The sequence below is a fragment of the Primorskyibacter aestuariivivens genome (assembly GCF_028023675.1).
GTDB lineage: Bacteria > Pseudomonadota > Alphaproteobacteria > Rhodobacterales > Rhodobacteraceae > Marinovum > Marinovum aestuariivivens.
Genome location: NZ_JAQIOZ010000015.1, coordinates 80,943 through 99,338, shown reverse-complemented (window position 1 = coordinate 99,338; position 18,396 = coordinate 80,943). Strand labels below are relative to the sequence as shown.

At 61.6% G+C, this 18,396-nt stretch carries 7 protein-coding genes and 1 tRNA gene; 4 read left to right on the top strand and 4 right to left on the bottom strand.

The features are described 5' to 3' along the window. Positions 1-55: 55 nt before the first annotated feature. Entirely contained in the window at positions 56-2,464 is a 2,409-nt protein-coding gene (locus tag PGB28_RS15415; RefSeq protein ID WP_271422413.1) for a GcvT family protein, read from the top strand. A gap of 68 nt (positions 2,465-2,532) precedes the next feature. Further along, positions 2,533-3,141 (top strand): nucleotidyltransferase family protein, encoded by a 609-nt coding sequence (locus PGB28_RS15410; RefSeq protein ID WP_271422412.1) that lies wholly within the window; start codon positions 2,533-2,535, stop codon positions 3,139-3,141. Positions 3,142-3,180: 39 nt separating this feature from the next. Here the strand turns inward: PGB28_RS15410 and PGB28_RS15405 are convergent, their stop codons facing one another. The 3 genes from PGB28_RS15405 to PGB28_RS15395 all read right to left on the bottom strand — a co-directional run bounded on the left by PGB28_RS15405 (position 3,181) and on the right by PGB28_RS15395 (position 16,807). After that, the gene (locus tag PGB28_RS15405) at positions 3,181-13,590 is read right to left on the bottom strand and encodes a Hint domain-containing protein (protein WP_271422411.1); all 10,410 of its coding nucleotides are present in this window, start codon (positions 13,588-13,590) and stop codon (positions 3,181-3,183) included. Between the two features lie 85 nt (positions 13,591-13,675). After that, positions 13,676-13,933: a hypothetical protein gene (locus tag PGB28_RS15400; RefSeq protein WP_271422410.1), complete on the bottom strand. Its 258-nt coding sequence runs from the start codon at positions 13,931-13,933 to the stop codon at positions 13,676-13,678. Between the two features lie 75 nt (positions 13,934-14,008). Continuing rightward, entirely contained in the window at positions 14,009-16,807 is a 2,799-nt protein-coding gene (locus PGB28_RS15395; RefSeq protein ID WP_271422409.1) for a Hint domain-containing protein, read from the bottom strand. Positions 16,808-17,062: 255 nt separating this feature from the next. Between PGB28_RS15395 and PGB28_RS15390 the strand changes: the two genes are divergently transcribed. Next, positions 17,063-17,245: a hypothetical protein gene (locus PGB28_RS15390; protein WP_271422408.1), complete on the top strand. Its 183-nt coding sequence runs from the start codon at positions 17,063-17,065 to the stop codon at positions 17,243-17,245. Between the two features lie 232 nt (positions 17,246-17,477). On the opposite strand, the gene PGB28_RS15385 is transcribed toward PGB28_RS15390, so the two are convergent. Then, positions 17,478-17,563 (bottom strand) — tRNA-Leu (locus PGB28_RS15385). A 202-nt stretch (positions 17,564-17,765) separates the two neighbouring features. Between PGB28_RS15385 and PGB28_RS15380 the strand changes: the two genes are divergently transcribed. Beyond that, complete coding sequence (locus PGB28_RS15380) at positions 17,766-18,380, top strand: exopolysaccharide biosynthesis protein (protein WP_271422407.1); 615 nt, start codon at positions 17,766-17,768, stop codon at positions 18,378-18,380. Positions 18,381-18,396: the final 16 nt, after the last annotated feature.

The following is an 18,396-nucleotide window of genomic DNA, read 5'->3' as shown; positions in this document are numbered from 1 at the left end:
TGCCCGCATCCCCGCCCCGCGCCAGCATCGCCGCAAATCCAAAGGGAGGTCCCCCATGAAAACCACCACGCGTGTGGCCGTTATTGGCGGCGGAGTTGTCGGCTGTTCGGTGCTCTATCACCTAACGAAACTTGGCTGGTCGGACGTGATGCTGATCGAACGCTCCGAACTGACATCCGGTTCCACATGGCACGCGGCGGGCGGGTTTCACACGCTCAACGGCGACACCAACATGGCGGCGCTGCAGGGCTATACGATCAAACTTTACAAGGAGTTGGAGGAAATCACCGGCATGTCCTGCGGGCTGCACCATGTGGGGGGCGTGACGCTGGCGGATAATCAGGAACGCTTTGACATGCTCTTGGCCGAGCGCGCCAAGCACCGCTATATGGGGCTGGAGACCGAGATCGTCGGGCCAGAGGAAATCGCGAGAATAGCGCCGATCACCAATCTCGATGGCATTCTGGGCGCGCTTTATGATCCGCTGGACGGCCATCTTGACCCATCGGGCACCACCCATGCCTATGCCAAGGCCGCGCGCATGGGCGGGGCCACGATCGAGACCCATTGCAAGGTGATCGAGACCAACCAGCGCGCCGATGGCACATGGGATGTGGTGACAGAAAAAGGCACGATCCACGCCGAGCATATCGTTAATGCGGGCGGTCTCTGGGCGCGCGAAGTTGGGGCGATGGCGGGCATCTATTTCCCGCTGCACCCGATGGAGCATCAATATATCGTCACCGATGACATCCCCGAGATATATGAGCGCGGCGCAGAGCACCCGCATGTGATGGACCCGGCGGGCGAAAGCTATCTCCGGCAAGAGGGGCGCGGGCTCTGCATCGGGTTTTATGAGCAGCCCTGCAAACCCTGGGCGGTGGATGGCACGCCCTGGGAATTTGGCCATGAACTGTTGCCCGATGACTTTGACAAGATCGAGGAAAGCATTGAATTTGCATACAAACGCTTCCCCGTTCTGGCTACGGCGGGGGTGAAATCGGTCATTCATGGCCCCTTTACCTTTGCCCCCGATGGCAACCCGCTGGTGGGTCCTGTGCCGGGTGTGCGCAATTACTGGTCCGCCTGTGGCGTGATGGCCGGGTTCAGCCAAGGCGGCGGCTTGGGGCTGACGCTGGCGCAGTGGATGATCGAGGGCGAGCCGGAGCGCGATGTGTTCGCCATGGACGTGGCACGCTTTGGCGATTGGATCAGCCCGGGCTATACCCGCCCGAAAGTCATTGAAAACTACCAGAAACGTTTCTCCGTCGCCTACCCGAACGAAGAACTACCCGCTGCGCGGCCCAACCGCACGACGCCGATGTATGACATCTTTGATGGCATGGGCGCGGTCTGGGGCGCGCAATACGGGCTGGAGGTGGTGAACTATTTCGCCCAACGCGATGAACCAAGGTTTGAGACGCCGTCTTTCCGCCGCTCCAACGCCTTTGACGCCACCGCGCGCGAAGTCAAGGCCGTGCGCGAAGCCGTTGGAATCAATGAGGTTCACAACTTTGGCAAGTACCGCGTCACCGGGCCGGAGGCGCGGGACTGGCTTGACCGGATCATGGCGGGGCGCGTGCCGAAACCGGGGCGGCTGTCCCTCACCCCAATGCTGTCACCCAAGGGCAAGCTGATCGGCGATTTCACCATTTCCTGTCTGGATGAAGAGGCGTTCCAGCTTACCGCGTCTTACGGGTCACAAGCGTTCCATATGCGCTGGTTCCTGCAACATGCAGAACCGGGCGTAAGCATCGAGAATATCAGCAATAAACTGAATGGCTTCCAGATCGCAGGCCCCAAGGCGCGGGAGGTTCTGCAAGCGGTCACCCGCAGCGACATCTCCGACATGCGTTTCATGGATATTCGCCCGCTCACGATCGGCATGACCGATTGTCTGGTGCAACGCGTCTCCTATACCGGAGATCTGGGCTATGAGATCTATTGCGACCCGATGGCCCAGCGCCAGCTTTGGGCAACGCTTTGGGAGGCAGGCCAACCGCATGGCATGAAACCCTTTGGCATGCGGGCGATGATGTCGCTGCGGCTGGACAAGTTCTTTGGCTCCTGGCTGTCGGAGTTTTCGCCCGACTACACGGCGGCGGAAACCGGGCTGGACCGCTTTATGTCTTTCAAGAAAGCCGCTGATTTCATTGGAAGGAAAGCCGCCGAGGCGGAACGAGATGCAGGCCCGGCCCGCACGCTTGTCGCCTTTGAGGTGGCCGCCGGGGATGCCGATGTGCACGCTTATGAACCGGTCTGGATCGACGGTCAAGTGCAGGGGTTCTGCACCTCGGGGGGCTATTCCCACTACGCGCAAAAATCCATTGCGCTGGCGCTGATCCCAACCGAAAAAGCCCGGCCCGGGCTGGTGGCCGAAATCGAGATCCTTGGCCAGATGTGCCGCGCGACGCTGCTGACCGAGCCGCTATTTGACGCCGATGGCGCGCGGATGCGGGGCTGAGCACCGTCGTTGTATCGCGGAGCGCGCGTGCTTAGCTTGACGCACAGTGCAACAGCAGGAGCCACGGCATGCAGACCGCTCTCATTCTTTTGGCCGCAGGGTCATCCACGCGTATGCGCGGTGCGGACAAGCTGTTGCAGGATGTGGGCGGGATGGCTTGCGTCAAGGCGATGGCTCTGCGCGGGCTGGCAGCGGGGATGCAGGTGATCGTCACCCTGCCCGCACGCGACCACCCCCGCGCGGTTGCATTGGCGGAAACGCCTGTGCTGCGCCTGCCCGTGCCGGAGGCCGATCAAGGTATGGCCCAAAGCTTGCGTGCCGGGATCGCGGCATTGCCTGATGGCACCGAGGCCGCAATGATCCTGCCCGCGGATATGCCGGGACTTGAGGCTGACGATCTACGGGCCGTGATCGACGAGGCCCGCACCCACCCCGAGGCGCTGATCGTGCAGGCGGCGACAGAGGATGGAACGCCCGGTCACCCGGTGCTGTTCCGCGCGCCGCTCTTTGCCGAGATTTCAGCGCTCACCGGTGACACCGGCGCGCGCGAGGTGATTGCACGGCATTCCGAACACAGGCGGCTGGTCAAACGCCCCGGCAGCGCGGCGCGGCTTGATCTGGATACGCCCGAAGATTGGGCGGCCTGGCGAGCAGGACAGGCCGCCCGACGCGACTGACGTGGCAGGTTCAGTCGCGTCAATCTCTTCGGCATGGGCTCAGGCGAAGTGCACCCGCGCCTGATGCGCCTTGAGCGTGATCCGCGCGGCGGGATAGACCTCATGCGCGGGCGTCTCGCTGGCCAGTTCCGGGAACAGCGTCAGAATCTCCGCCCGTTGTGGCGCATCAAGCGCCCCCAGCGTCAGATCACCGGGCTGGAAGCTTTCGGACCATGTGCCATCGCTTTGCACAACTTCATGCTGGTCAAAGAGGATATGCACATAGGTCACGCCGTCCTCGGGCTGTACCTCTTCCACGCCGTCCAGATGGGTCAGGTGGCAGGCCGCAACCAGCACTTCCTGTTCGCCGAACCACAATTCGCAGGACGGGCCGGACATCAGCATACGGTGCTGCGGTGACACCATCATGTCCCGCACAGGAAGCCCGCCGCCCAGCGCGCCCTGTCGGATCAGGATCGGGTTGAGCGCAGGGACGTCGGCCAGATCGGCCCCTTTCAGCGCACGGGCACCGACCCAGCGGATCACCTGATACCCGCTGTCGCGGGTAAGCGCGCGGTCACCGACGCGGAGTTGTTCCACCGGCACTTCGCCGCGCGCGGTCTTGATCAGCGTGCCCGGCGTAAAGCATGGGATATAGTCGATATTCTCGATATCGGTAAAGGCCATGGTCTGGCCGTCAAGCCAGGTAACCGTGCCGTTTTCACCCATGGCGTCGGTATAGGTGATGGTTGCGGGACCCATGATGACCAGTGTGTCATTGTCATCGCCGCCCGAACTGCCGTCCACAGTGTCGTTGCGGTCCGCGATGATGGTGTCGGCATCGTCGCCGCCAAAGATGATATCGGCCCCGTCGCCACCGATGATCGAATCCGCCCCTGCGCCGCCGTCGACATTGATGCCGCCGGTGGTGGCAGAGCCGTCCACCGTATCCGCACCGCTGCCCAGTTGCAGGTTCTCGATATCGGTAAATGTCGCCGAACCGGTGCCCGAGGTGACAGTGCCGTCCTCGTCCGCAGTCAGCGTCACATCGGCACCAATCGTGTCGGTGATGCTCAGCGTATCGTTGTCGATCCCGTCAAAGCCACCGTCGATCGTGTCGACACCTTCGTCACGGCCAAGGATGATGAGGTCCTGTTCGGCGCCGCCGCTCACGCTGTCATTGCCGGTGTCACCGGTCAGCGTGTCCGAACCATCCTCGCCCAGAAGCGTGTCATTATCCGCGCCGCCCGTGAGGCTGTCATTGCCGGACCCACCGATGATGCTGTCATCGCCTGCGCCGCCATCGACGGTGTCATTGCCAAAGCCTGCATCGACCTGATCATCGCCCAGCCCGGACTCGACCACGTCATCACCAGCACCCGCGCGGATGCTGTCGTCATCGGGGGCCGCGCCTGTCAGCAGCGCATCGCCACCGTCCACCACCTCGGTGTCTTCGTCGACCCAGCTGCCCGCAACAATCGTATCCGCCCCGTCCGTGCCGGTGAGAATCCCGTCGCTGGGGATGCCCATGGCCACCAGATAGGCCGGATCGCTGGCATCAGCGACCGGGATACCGATCAGCGTCAATGTCTCGCCATTGGGGAAGTTCAGAACCGCGTTGCCGGAGCCGTCATCGGTCACCACCACGTCATTCACATGGATCGGCGTGGTGCCGCCATCCGAGGTCAGCCCGCTGACATCCAACTGATCAACGCCGGTAAAGGTGCCGTCGCCATTGGGCGTGGGAGCCTCGAACCCTTCGACCGTATCGACGCCGCCGCCATCGGCCAGCACCAGCGTATCGGTGCCACCGCCCAGAACGATGGTCTCAATCTCGGAGAAACTCGTGGTGTTGGTGCCATCGCTGACCGTGCCGGATTCCCAATCGAAATTGGTCAGGTCCACGGTCAGGTCCTCGGTCACACCGGACAGATCCAGCGTGTCGCCCGCAACCTCCGCATCTTCGCCGCCTACGATGGTGGTGTTGCCGGTAGCGTCGGTGAGCTGGAACGTATCGTCGCCGTCAAAACCGCTCAGGCTGTCATTGCCACCGTCAGCCACCAGCGTGTCATCGCCAACCCAGCCGTCAATGGTGTCGTCGCCCGCACCGCCAGAGAGCGAGTCATTGCCCGCACCGCCGTCGATGATGTCGTTGTCGGCCCCGCCGGTCACGGTGTCATTGCCGTCGCCGCCAAGGATGCTGTCCGCGCCCGCGCCACCATCGATCACGTCATTGTCGGCACCACCGTCGATGGTATCCGCGCCAAGGCCACCGTCGATGGTGTCATCCCCGGCATAGCCCATGATCGTGTCATCAAGCCCGTCTGTGCCGTCGGTCTGGTCGCCTTCGCTATCGACAAAGGTCGTGCCCATGACATCGGCCCCGGCGGTGCCATCCACGATCAGGTTGGACGGGATGCCAATCGCCACCAGGTAGGCGTGATCCGACGCCGTCACCGGGTCCACCCCCATCAGGGTCAGGCTTTCGCCATTGGGGAAATTCAGGACCGCGTTGCCGCTGCCATCATCGGTGACCACCACATCACGCGCATTGATCGGCGTGGTGCCGAAATCCGAGGTCAGACCGCTCACATCCAGCATGTCATTGCCGGTCAGCGAGCCATCGCCATTCACCGTCGGGCTTTCAAAGCCATAGACCGTATCGGCACCGCCGAAATCGGCCAGCGTGATGGTGTCATTGCCGCTGGAGAGCACGATATTCTCGATATCCGAGAAGTTCGCCGTGCTGGTGCCATCGGTAAAGGTGCCGTTTTCAGGGTTCGAGTCGGTCAGATCGATGGTCAGACCCGTGGTGACCGCGCTCAGATCAAGCGTGTCGCCATTGGTTTCCTGGTCAAAGTCACCGTCAATGGTGTCATTGCCGAAATTGTCTTCGATGATGATCGTGTCATCGCCGAACCCGGCCCAGATCGAGTCATTGCCGGTGCCGCCGTGCAGCTCATCCGCGCCAAAGCTGCCGCGCACAAAATCGTCGCCCGCGCCGCCATAGAGCGTGTCATCGCCGGTATTGCCATAGACCGTGTCGTTGCCGTCACCGCCGAACATCAGGTCATTTTCGGACCCGCCATCCATGTCATCCGAGCCATCGCCACCGGTCAGGGTGTCGTTGCCCTCATTGCCCATCAGCGAATCGTCGCCAATGCCGCCGTCGATACTGTCATCACCGAGGCCACCAAAGACCGTATCGTTACCGTGGCCGCCGGTGATGGTATCGAGCCCGTCGCCACCGTTGATCAGGTCATTGTCATTGCCACCATCCAGCAGGTCGTTGCCGGTGCCGCCGTCGATGGTGTCATCATCGTCCTGACCATAGATCGTGTCATTGCCATCACCGCCGTCAAGGCTGTCGCCATTGTTGGTCGGTGCGGCGTCGGTGCCGTCATTGGGCAGGTCATAAAGGTCCGACGTCGCGAAATCCGGGTTGGTGGGCGACAGTTCACCATAGATCAGGTCATCACCGATGCCGCCCAGGATGGTGTCATTGCCCTCGTTGCCTTCAAGCGTGTCGGCCCCTGCTTCGCCAAAGACGAGGTCGTCGTCAAAGCCCGCATCAACCAAGTCATTGTCCGCGCCCGCATAGACCGTGTCATTGTCGTCCCCGGTCAGGATCGTGTCATTGCCGGTACCGCCGATGACGCTGTCGCGGTCATTGTTGGGGTCGCTATCGGCCGCGTAATCCGGCGGAAAGCCCGAACCGGTATAGCCTTCATCCGGCGCACCGGTGCCGGGCGAGGTGCGGGTGTTGATGTAGTCATCCCCTGCCCCGCCATCGACCACATCCGAGCCCTCAAAGCCAAAGATGCTGTCATTGCCGTCTTCGCCAAAGACCTTGTCGTCGCCTTCGTCGGCACGGATCGTGTCATCGCCCAGACCGGCCACGATGCTGTCATTGCCTGCGCCCGCGTCGATCAGATCGTCATTGGTGCCCGTGGCATTGTCATTAGCGTCCACCATGTCGTTTTCGGGGTCGCCGGTATAGCCTGCGTCGATGGTATCGTCGCCCGCGGTTCCTTCGACCACGTAATCGGGGGTCGGCGGGATGCCCAGCGCCACAAGCTGTTCAAAGCTGCTCACCTCGGAGGGAGAAACCCCAACCAGCGTGATGCTTTCGCCATTGGGGAATTGCAGGATCGCATCGCCCGTGCCGTCGCCATTGGTGTCGGTCACGGTCACATCATCGGTGGTGACCGGATCGCCGCCCGCATCGGTCAGGCCCGACACGTCAAGCTGGTCGATGCCGGTAAATGTGCCGTCGCCATTGGCGGTGGGCGTCTCGAAGTTGCTGATCGTGTCGTCACCGTCGCCGTCCGACAGGACAAAGACGTCGGTCGCGCCATCAGCCAGGCCCGCGTCAATGATATCATTGCCCGCGCCCGCATCCACCGTGTCGGCGCCAGGACCCGCATCAATCGTGTCATTGCCCGCGCCGCCAAGGATGGAATCATCGCCACCCCGCGCGTCGATATCGACGCCGCTGGTGGTCAGCGACGCATCCACCGTGTCGTTGAAATCGCTCAGGTTCAGCGCTTCGATCTCGGAGAAGGTGGCGGTGTGGCTCACATCGCTCAGCGTGCCGGCCTCGTCACCGGTGAACTGCACATCCACGCCGCTGGTGATCGACACGGTGTTCACGTCGATCGTATCGTAATCCACGCCGGTGGTGGTGGTTTCGCCGCCGGTGATCGTGTCGGGGCCGAAATCGTTTTCGATCACGAAGACATCCGCATCCGCGCCGCCCGAGAGGCTGTCACCGCCGATGCCACCATTCATGGTGTCATTGCCGTCACCGCCTTCGATCTGGTCGACACCTGTGCCGCCAAAGATCAGGTCATTGTCTGCGCCGCCCTGAAGCGTGTCGTTCTCGGAGCCGCCGAACAGCGTGTCATTGCCCGCGCCGCCGACAAGACTGTCTGCGCCGGTCTCGCCCCACATCTCGTCATTGCCGTCTTCGCCGAGAAGCGTGTCGTTGTCATCGCCGCCAAAGAGGTCATCCGCCCCCACGCCACCGAGGATCGAGTCGCCGCCGACGCCGCCAAGGATCGTGTCATTGCCGCCATCCCCGGACAGCGTATCGTCGCCCTGATCACCGCTGATCGAGTCAAAGCCCTGACCGCCGGTGATCGAGTCATTCGCGTCGCCACCAAAGATCGTGTCGGCATCGTTGCCGCCGTCAATGGTATCGTCCCCCGCGCCACCGATCAGCGTGTCCAGACCGTCGCCGCCAAGGATCAGGTCATTGCCCGCCTCACCCAGCACCGAGTCATTGCCGGTGCCTGCATCTACAGTGTCATTGCCCAGACCTGCGGACACAACGTCATCGCCGCCATAGGCTTCGATACTGTCATCATCATTCAGGAGCAGGTTGTCGCCCGCATCGACCATGTCGCCTTCGGGGTCGCCGGTATAACCCGCGTCAATGATGTCGCCGCCTGCCGTGCCCTCGACGATGTAGTCTGGTGTCGGCGCCGGAATACCGATGGCTTCCAGCTCTGCTTCGCTGTCCACCTGGGCCGGAGCCACGCCGATCAGAGTGATGCTCTCCCCACCCGGGAAGGTCAGAACCGCGTTGCCAAGCCCGTCATCGGTGACCGTCACATCCGCAGTGGTTACCGGCGTGGTGCCACCATCCGAGGTCAGGCCGGAGACGTCCAGCTGGTCATTGGTCGTGCCGTCACCGCTGTCGGTCATGTCAAAGCCCGACACCGCATCGCTGCCCGAGCCATCGGCCAGTACAATGGTGTCGCGCCCACCGCCCAACACAATGTTCTCGATCTCGACAAAGCTCGCCGTGTCAGCGCCAGAGGTGACAGTGCCCGCCTCCGGGTCAGAGCTGGTCAGGTCCACGGTGGTGTCCGTGGTGAGTGCGCTCAGGTCCAGCGTATCGCCATTGACCTCGTTCGAGGACCAGCCATGGATCGTGTCGTTGCCAAACCCGTCTTCGAGGAAGAACGTATCGTCCCCGCCGCCCCCGAACATGCTGTCGGCATCGGTCCCACCATAGAGAAGATCGTCGCCGTCCCCGGCGCTCAGGCTGTCGGAGGCAGGGCCGCCGATAAGAGTGTCCGCGCTGGTGTCATTGCCACCCAGCAGCGTGTCGTTGCCGTCGCCACCCACAAGGCTGTCCGCGCCGTCGGCGCCGTCGATATAGTCGTGGCCGGCACCGCCCTCCATGGTGTCGTTGCCGATCCAGCCTTCCATGGAGTCGTTACCGCCGCCGCCGAGCATGGAATCGTCGCCCGCGCCGCCATAGACGCTGTCCGCGCCTGCGCCGCCATCCACGGTGTCATTGCCGTCCGACCCGGTGAGCCAGTCATTATCGTCGCCGCCCAGAACGAGGTCATCGCCGATGCCACCGGACAGGCTGTCCGCGCCAATCCCGCCGTCGATTGTGTCAGCACCATCTCCACCCGAGATCGTGTCCGCACCGGCCTCGCCAAAGACCGTATCATCGCCTGCACCGGACGAGACGACGTCACTGCCCGCACCCGCCAGCACGCTGTCATTGTTGGAGCCATCCGAATGATCGAGACTGTCGATCATGTCGCCTTCGGGGTCGCCGGTATAGCCCGCGTCGATGATATCATCGCCTGCGGTGCCTTCGACGATGTAGTCGGGCGCTGGGATACCGATGGAGACCAGCGCTGCCTCGCTGTCCAGCTGGGTGGGCGCCACACCGATCAGCGTGATGCTTTCCCCGCCCGGGAAGGTCAGGACAGCGTTGCCGTTTCCATCATCTGTCACCGTCACGTCATTCGTGTTGACAGGTGCCCCGTTCGCATCGGTCAGGCCGGAAACGTCCAGCTGGTCATTGGTCGTGCCATCGCCCGAGTCGGTCATGTCGAAATTGTTGACCCAATCATCGCCCGATCCGTCGGCCAGCACGATGGTATCGCGGCCACCCCCCAGAACGATGCTTTCAATCTCTGAGAAGGTGATCGTGTCGGAGCCCGAAGTCACGGTGCCCGACTGAGGGTCAAATGCCGTCAGGTCGATGGTGGTGTCCTGGGTCAGCGAGGCCAGTTGAAGCTTGTCGCCGAATGTCTCGCCGGTCTCGCCACCGATGACCGTGTCGCTGCCAAAACCGTCATCGAACCAGAAACTATCGTCTCCGCCTTCGCCATACATCAGGTCGTTGTCGGCATTGCCGTTGATGCTGTCATTGTCGGCCCCGGCGTAGATCGTATCATTGCCGTCGCCGCCCAGCAGCGTGTCGTTGCCGACATCGCCAATGATCTGATCGTTGCCCGTACCGCCGTCGATATAGTCTGCGCCACCCGAGGCGAACACGTCATCGCCGTCCAGCGTATCATTGCCTGCACCGCCCAACAGCGTGTCAGCGCCGTCCTGACCAAAGACGGTGTCATCGCCTGCGCCAGCCACAACACTGTCATTGCCCGCGCCCGCGAGCACGCTGTCATTGTTGGAGCCATCGGAATGATCAAGGCTGTCGATCATGTCGCCTTCGGGGTCGCCGGTATAGCCCGCGTCGATCGTATCGCCGCCTGCGGTGCCTTCGACGATGTAGTCGCGCCCGTCCGGGATACCGATGGCGACAAGCTCGTCTACGGAGTCTACCGAGGACGGCGCCACGCCGATCAGCGTGATGCTCTCACCGCCCGGGAAGGTCAGGACCGCGTTGCCGTTGCCGTCATCGGTGACGGTCACGTCATTGGTGTTGACCGGGGTCGTGCCACCATCCGAGGTCAGGCCGGACACATCCAGCTGGTCATTGGTGGTGCCATCGCCGCTATCGGTCAGGTCAAAGCCGGACACCACGTCCGCGCCCGATCCATCGGCCAGCACCAGCGTATCCCGGCCACCGCCCAGCATGATATTCTCGATCTCGGTGAATGTCGCGGTCGAGGTGCCGTCGCTGACGGTCCCGGCCTCGGGGTCGGCAGAGGTCAGGTCAACGGTGGTGTCGGTGGTCAGACCGGACAGGTCCAGCGTGTCGCCATTGGTTTCGCCGGTTTCGCCGCCAGTGATCACATCATTGCCGAAATTGTCCGACAGCTGAAACACATCATCGCCCGCGTCCCCCAGCAATGTGTCGTCGCCGGTGCCGCCGTCGATCGTGTCATTGCCGTCGGTCTGGCCCACGGCAGTAAAGTGGATGTCGGACACCCAAAGCGCCTGGCCGGCGGTGCCGCCCTGGTCGTAGTCGATCTCGAAATAAGACACCGCACCGTCGATCTCGACCAGCATGGAGCCAAGTTGATCCGCCTGGGTATAGGAGCCTTCGCCATCCTCGGTTGGCGAGGTGCCGGATGTCACCGCGCCCTGATATGTCAGCGTGACATTGAGCAGGTTGCCATCCGCGTCATAGGCCCGGATGGTGATAAGGTCTTCCCAGCCGCTCTGGTCCAGGTCGTTGATCCGGAAGCTGACATTGGTGACTTCATTGTCGTAGCCCGAGCCACCCACAGCCGAGAAGTCGATTGTTGTGGTCGACGTGTCGCCGGTGGTTGCGCCGCCCGAGAGATAAAGGGCGGAGTCGGTGGCATAGGGCTCGCCCGTTCCGCTGTATTGCGTGGCGGTCGAGGTCTGGAACGCGGTGGCATTACCGCTGTCATTGGTAAAGCTGACGCCGACGAGAATGCCGCCGGTATCCTGCGTGAAGCCGCCCGAGATATCGGTGCCACCCGTGCCTTCGGCGCTCCAGTTCAGCGACAGATCCGCATCTGCGACCTCTGGGCCACCCTGGATATAGTCATTGCCGCCGCCGCCATCGATGCTGTCGCCACCTGCGCCGCCGTCGATGGTATCCGCACCGGACCCCGCGCTGACCGTGTCGCTGCCATCGCCACCGTGGAACACGATGGGGTCAGAGGCCCAGTTCCACGAGTCGCCGACATTGCTGGCATAGATTTCCTCGATGCCGCTGAAGCTGTCGACATCAAAGGTTTGGGTACTGAGACGCTGGTCGATCACGTCCCAGCCATCACCGCCCTGAATGGTATCGAGCGTACCATCAGACACAAAAGTGTCGTTGCCCGTGCCACCCTGCATCAGGTTGGCACCGGTACCGCCTAGGATCAGGTCATCCTCGGTGCCGCCGTCCATTGTGTCATCGCCAGCGCCGCCGCGGAGGCTGTCGTTGCCGGCACCGCCAAATATCGAGTCGCCTTCGGCACCGCCGCCGACAGTGTCGTCACCCGTGCCGCCATATAGCGTGTCGCTGCCTTGGTTGCCTTTGATCGAGTCGTTGCCGGCATCGCCATAGATGACGTCATTGCCGGTCAGGTCCAGCGCAGGTGTGCCGCCAGTGAGCGAGTCATCGCCATCTCCACCATAAATCGTGTCATCGCCAATGCCGCCATCGACCGTATCGTTGCCGGCCTCGGCATAGATAAGATCGGCTCCATCACCGCCGCTGATGCTGTCCGCGCCCGGCGTGCTGGCCGCCGTGGCAGGGGTAAAGGTGATGTCGGTGATCAGATAGTCGGACCCGTCGGTGCCATCGGTCTGCGGCAGGGCGGTAAAGACGATCTGGTCGAACGACCCGACACCGGTCACGGTGATGGTGCCCGATCCGCTGCCTGCGGTCTGCTCGGTGAAATCGGCCTCGTAGACAAGCACACCGTCATTATAGACGGCATAGTGCCCCACCTCGGCAAAGTCCTGCGTGAACAGAACGGAATAAGAGAAGGTCACTTCGTCGATGTCATTGTCGAAACGGACGATCATTTCCTCGGACTGGCCCGAGGCAAGGTCATAGCCGATCTGTTCGGCGACTGCGCTGTCACTGTCGGAAATCGCACCGTTCACACCGAATCCGCCACCGGAATAGGTGCCGATATTGCCGACGCTTTCACCGCTCAGAACACCGCCCGAAATGATCCGGCCGGTGACCGTGTAACCGCTTGTTGTATCTGCAAAATTCGTGTCGTTGATCGACACGTCCGCAGGCGGCGGAGCGTTCGGATCAGTATCGCCATAGATCGTGTCGTTGCCCGTGCCACCCTCCAGAGTGTCGGAGCCGCCGCCACCATAGACAAGATCGGCCTCGGCCCCGGCATTCACGCTGTCATTGCCATCGCCCGCGCTGACCGTGTCTTCATTGCCCAGCGTGCCCGTGCCGTCGCCACCGTCAATGGCGTCGCCGTCACCATCGGAAAACCCGGCGGAAATCACGTCGTCGCCATTTGTCCCGGACACAATGCCATCAGACACTGACGTGTAGGCGGGCGGGTTCACCGCATAGGCATCACCGCTGGAGGTCGTCCAGGTATCGGGGATGAAATAGACATTGCCGTCCGTACCAAGATAGTAGACGCCGGTATCTGAGATGTTGGAATAGAACTGGCCATCGCCATCCCAGATGCCCGACCAGTTCCAGGAACCCGTCCCAATCGTGCTGTCGATTGTAAAGGTACTGGGAGATGCGGTGATGTAGTCGTTGGGATCGAGACTTCCGTCCCCGAGGGTCACAAGATAACCGGTTGCCATTTAACTGCCTCGTTCACAAAGTTCCGTATGGACGCACTACGCCCTTTGGTCTGTTGATCGCATCGCAATGCGACGTAACCGGGGATCAAAACGGGGCAAGGCAGTGAAAAATGCAGGCGCAGCCGAGCACAAAAGCGGCATTTCCACCAAAAGGCGAAACAATACGTTTCCCAAGGTGAAACTTAAAAGTTTTATTAATTTTCAGATACTTCCATGATCGCCGCTTAACCGTGAGTTCAGCAATACCCCACCGCACCCGTCTTACGTGTGCTGCACCGCAGAACGACGTCAAAACATTGTGGCAAAACCACGGCAAAACCAGATCGGCCAGAGGCGCTACCACGCCTCCGGCCGATCACATGCGACCCTCTCTTATCAAGAGGGGCGCATGGGCTGCATATTCGGTTGTTTCAGAGGATCAGCGAACCAGAAGCTTGGCTTCGTGCTTCTTGAGTGACCGGCGGGCCGCCGCATAATCCTTGAGACCGTCCTCGGTTTTCAGCTCCGGGAACAGCTCGAAGATCTCTGCGCGTTGCGCGTCACCCATACCGTCCATGGTCTGATCACCGGGCTGGAAGCTTTCGCTCCAGACACCGTTGGACAGGACCACTTCGTGCTGATCGAACATGAAGTGGATATAGGTGACACCAAGCGTGCCCACCTCGTCCACCCCGTCCAGGTCGGTCAGGTGCTTGGCCGCGGCCAGAACCTCGCGCTCTTCGAAATAGAGCGCCGACCGGTCGTTGTTGATCAGCATCCGGTGCTGCGGGCTGACCAGGATGTCATGCTCGGGCAGGTTCGGGCCAAGGCTGCCCGCCTGGATCAGCACGGGGCGCAGATGCGGCGCACGCGCCAGCTGATGCCCGGTGAGTTCCTTGCGGCCGATCCAACGGATCTCCTGCAGACCATTGTCGCGGGTGATCACCCGGTCGCCTTCGCGCAGATCCTCGACCAGACGCTCGCCCATCGGCGTGGCGATGGTGGTGCCCGGTGTAAAGCACGGCACGATGTTCTCGATATCCTCAAAACTCATCGTCCCGGTCGAAGCGCCGGAGGCGTCAAAGAACTCGACCGTCCCGTCTTCGCGGTCGGCAGAGGTATAGGTGACGCGGAGCGAGCCACCGGTCGGCGCGGAGCCGCGCAGATCCAGAGTATCGTAGTCATAGGGCAGGCCATCAGCCGGATTGGTCCCCGCGGGACCCGATCCACCATCGACCACGTCGCCCACATCGGCGCCAATGATCATGTCACGCCCGTCGCCGCCGTCAATCGTATCGGCACCATCGCCGCCGATCAGGGTATCGGCCCCGTCCCCGCCAATTAGGCTGTCTTCGTCGATGCCACCATCGAGCACGTCGTCTCCGATCCCGCCAAACAGGGTATCGTCGTCGTCGCCGCCAAAGATCGTGTCATTACCCGCGCCACCATCGACCAGGTCGCGGTCGTTGTCCGGCACCGGATCGGTTGCATCCGGCTCATTGGTAAAGTCGGTCGGGCTGGTGGCTGCGCTGGCATCGATGCTGTCATCGCCTGCGCCCCCCAGGATGCTATCCGAGCCATGGCCGCCGATGATGGAATCGGCGCCGTCACCGCCGTCGATCTCGTCATCGTCGATACCACCGTCGATGGTATCATTGCCCGTACCGCCAAGCACGGTATCTGAATCGTCCCCGGTCAGGATCGAGTCATTACCCGCCCCGCCGGAAACAAGGTCGCGACCGTCATCTGTGTTGGGGTCGGACAGGATCGTGCCAATCGGCAGATTTGGGTCATCGCCAACATAGTCGGAGAAGGTGTCGATCCCGGCGACAATCGTATCGTCCCCGTCCCCGCCGTCGATCGTATCGGCCCCCTGGGTGTCGGTGATGCTGTCATTGCCAGCGCCGCCCGTGACAAGGTCATCGTCAATACCGGATTCGATGACATCATTGCCATCCCCGCCATCGATCGTGTCGCGGTCATCTCCGGTCAGGATCGTGTCGTCACCAAGCCCGCCGATGGCCAGGTCGCGATCATCCTCGGGATCGGCATCCACGGGAACGCCCGGGAAAGTCGGTACGTCAATCGCCGGAGGCGTCCCGGCCAGATCAATCACGTCATTGCCGTCGCCACCATCAGCGGAATCGCTGCCTTCGCCGCCGTCAATCGTGTCGTCGCCGCCGCCGGCCTGGATGATATCGTCGTTGGAGTCATCGGGATCGGTCGAAAAGATATTGTCGTCATTGTCGACCATGTCGCCTTCGGGATCGCCGGTATAGCCGGTATCGATCAGATCGCCATCCGGCGTGCCCTCGACAATTCCGTCCAGCACCGGGTCCACCGCGACGATCACATTTGCGGACGCGGTCCCGCCATTGCCGTCATCAATGGTGTAGGAGATCGTATCCTCGCCGACAAAGCCCGGATCCGGCGCATAATTCAGCGTACCGTCAGCATTGATCGTCACAGTGCCATTCGGCGCAGCCGCGCTGGTCACGGTCAGAGGGTCACCATCTGGATCGCTGTCATTTCCAAGCACGTCGATATTGTTCAGAACCACATCCACATCGGTCGAGGCGGCATCATCGCCGGCGACGGGATCGGAATTCACCGCGTCCATCGTGGAAAAATGCACATCCGATACATCGACAAAGGATTCGCCATTGCCGCCGTTGTCGTAATCGATCTCGATCCGTGCGACCGGCCCGGCAATCTCGACAAGGACAGAGCCCTCACCATCAAGGAGCTGGGTCTGGGTCGTGCCGGTCAGGGTGTTGCCGCTGACGTCAACACCGCTGCCCGCGGTAAAGGTGACCGGGATCTCGTTGCCGTCGGCGTCATAGGCGCGCACTGTCACGACATCGGCATAGGAATCGGTCGAGCCATCGCCGAAATCGTCCACACCGGCATCAATGTCGTTGATACGGAATGACACGTTTTGCACGCTGTCGTCATAGGCTGCATCGGCAGAAGAGAACTCAAACACGGTGGTTGAGACATTGTTTGTCCCGCCGGACGGGTCCTCGAGCGAGTCGCTCAAGAGTTTCAGGCTCGACGTCGGGTTAAACGGCTCGCCGGTCTCGGTGTAAAATTCATTTGTAACGGTGAACCCTTCGTCGCCCTCGGTTACACCCGCCACGCTTACGGCAACGTTGACGCCACCTGTATCTGTCGCGCCGGACACCACCGCGCTTCCATAAGGACCCAGGTCGCCCCAGTTCAGAAATAAATCAGGCATAACGCACCTTCTACTTTCGTTCCGGGACGGAGCCGCGCGCTTGGGCGCATTCGGTTCACGTACCGCCATTCCATATGCTGCGAGGCTGGTTTCAGACAAAAGGAGCCGGGACACCGAAACGACACGCGTCGGCGTCCGGTGAAATGCGAAACGCACTTCACCTCAGGTCCCTTTGCGTTTTTCAGACACGCAACGGTTCAGCGGCCGCCCCCGTGGCCAACAGACTTCACCCCCCAGTTGGGCAAGGGTTAGATTATGGCGGTGATTGGCTCAAACAAAGGAGAAATTGTCAGAAAAAACGTCTTAAATGAGGCACATAGCTTTCGGAGCCGTGAATTTGGGCAGTGGAATCACGGTGAAATCCGTAAGAAACCGGAATCGTTAATTGTTTTTTTTCAAAAACTTAAAAAAACACACACAACCAAGGCGAGAAAATGAAAGCGTTTCTCTACCCAATTTTCGCCGCCTTTCGGCCTTATTGTTGAGGCCTCAACTGTGGCAGGTTGCGGTCATTGATCGTGTCCGAAGCAGAACCAATAGGCCGAAGCTTGGGTAATTGAACACCGAAATGAAAAAACACCGGCACCGGATTGGCGCGAATCGCGCATGTCTTAACAACGCGTTAACACCGCCGCGCCAGATAGATGAAATTTGAGAGAAATCGCGGAACTGGTGCCCAAGGTGGGACTCGAACCCACACGATGTCGCCATCGGGGGATTTTGAATCCCCTGCGTCTACCATTCCGCCACTTGGGCACGGGTCTGTCCTACACCGCAATTTGGACGCCCGCAAGCGGGGCCGACGGCGATATTTGCCCGGAGCCGGGACATCGCGTTTTGCCCCCCGATACGGACACCCAAGCGCTGGAATCAGCGCGCTTGATTTGCTATCCGCCGATTGATCCCCGTGCTTTGCCGGGACCCACAATGCGCCCGATGGCGTAAGGAGACCCGCAGAATGACGGTCCATGTTTCACAGGACATGACGATCTCGGATCGGCTCGATCATCTGGTGGCCGAGGCACCAGAGGAGGGCGTAACGCTTGACTGGATCATGCAGCATCTGAACGAGCGGGCCTTTGGCCTGTTCCTGCTGATCCTCGCCCTGCCCTGCTGTATACCGTTTCTCTATGGCATTCCACAGATCGTGTCGCTGCCGCTGATGTTCATCTCGGCGCAGATCGCGCTTGGTCGGCGCGCGCCGTGGCTTCCGGTCCGCCTGGGCGCGCGCGAAGTGAGCAAACCCGGTCTTGTCAGTCTTGCCAATCGCGCCCGGCCGTGGCTGCGCCGGATCGAAGCGATCAGCCATCCAAGACTGGGCGTGCTGACCCGCGCCCCGGCCGACCGGCTAGTCGGTCTGGCGCTTGTGCTGTTCAGCGCCTCCATCATGGTGCCCCTGCCCGCCACCAATACCGTGCCCGGCTTTGCGGTCGTTGTGGTGGCCATGGGGCTTTTGGAGCGCGACGGCATTCTCACCCTGCTCGGGATCGTGCTGGGCAGCGCATGGATCGCGTCGCTGATCTTTGCGGGTGCCACTCTGTTGAGCCTGATCAAGGCCTGGCTCGGCGTTTAGCCCTATACTTCACGCG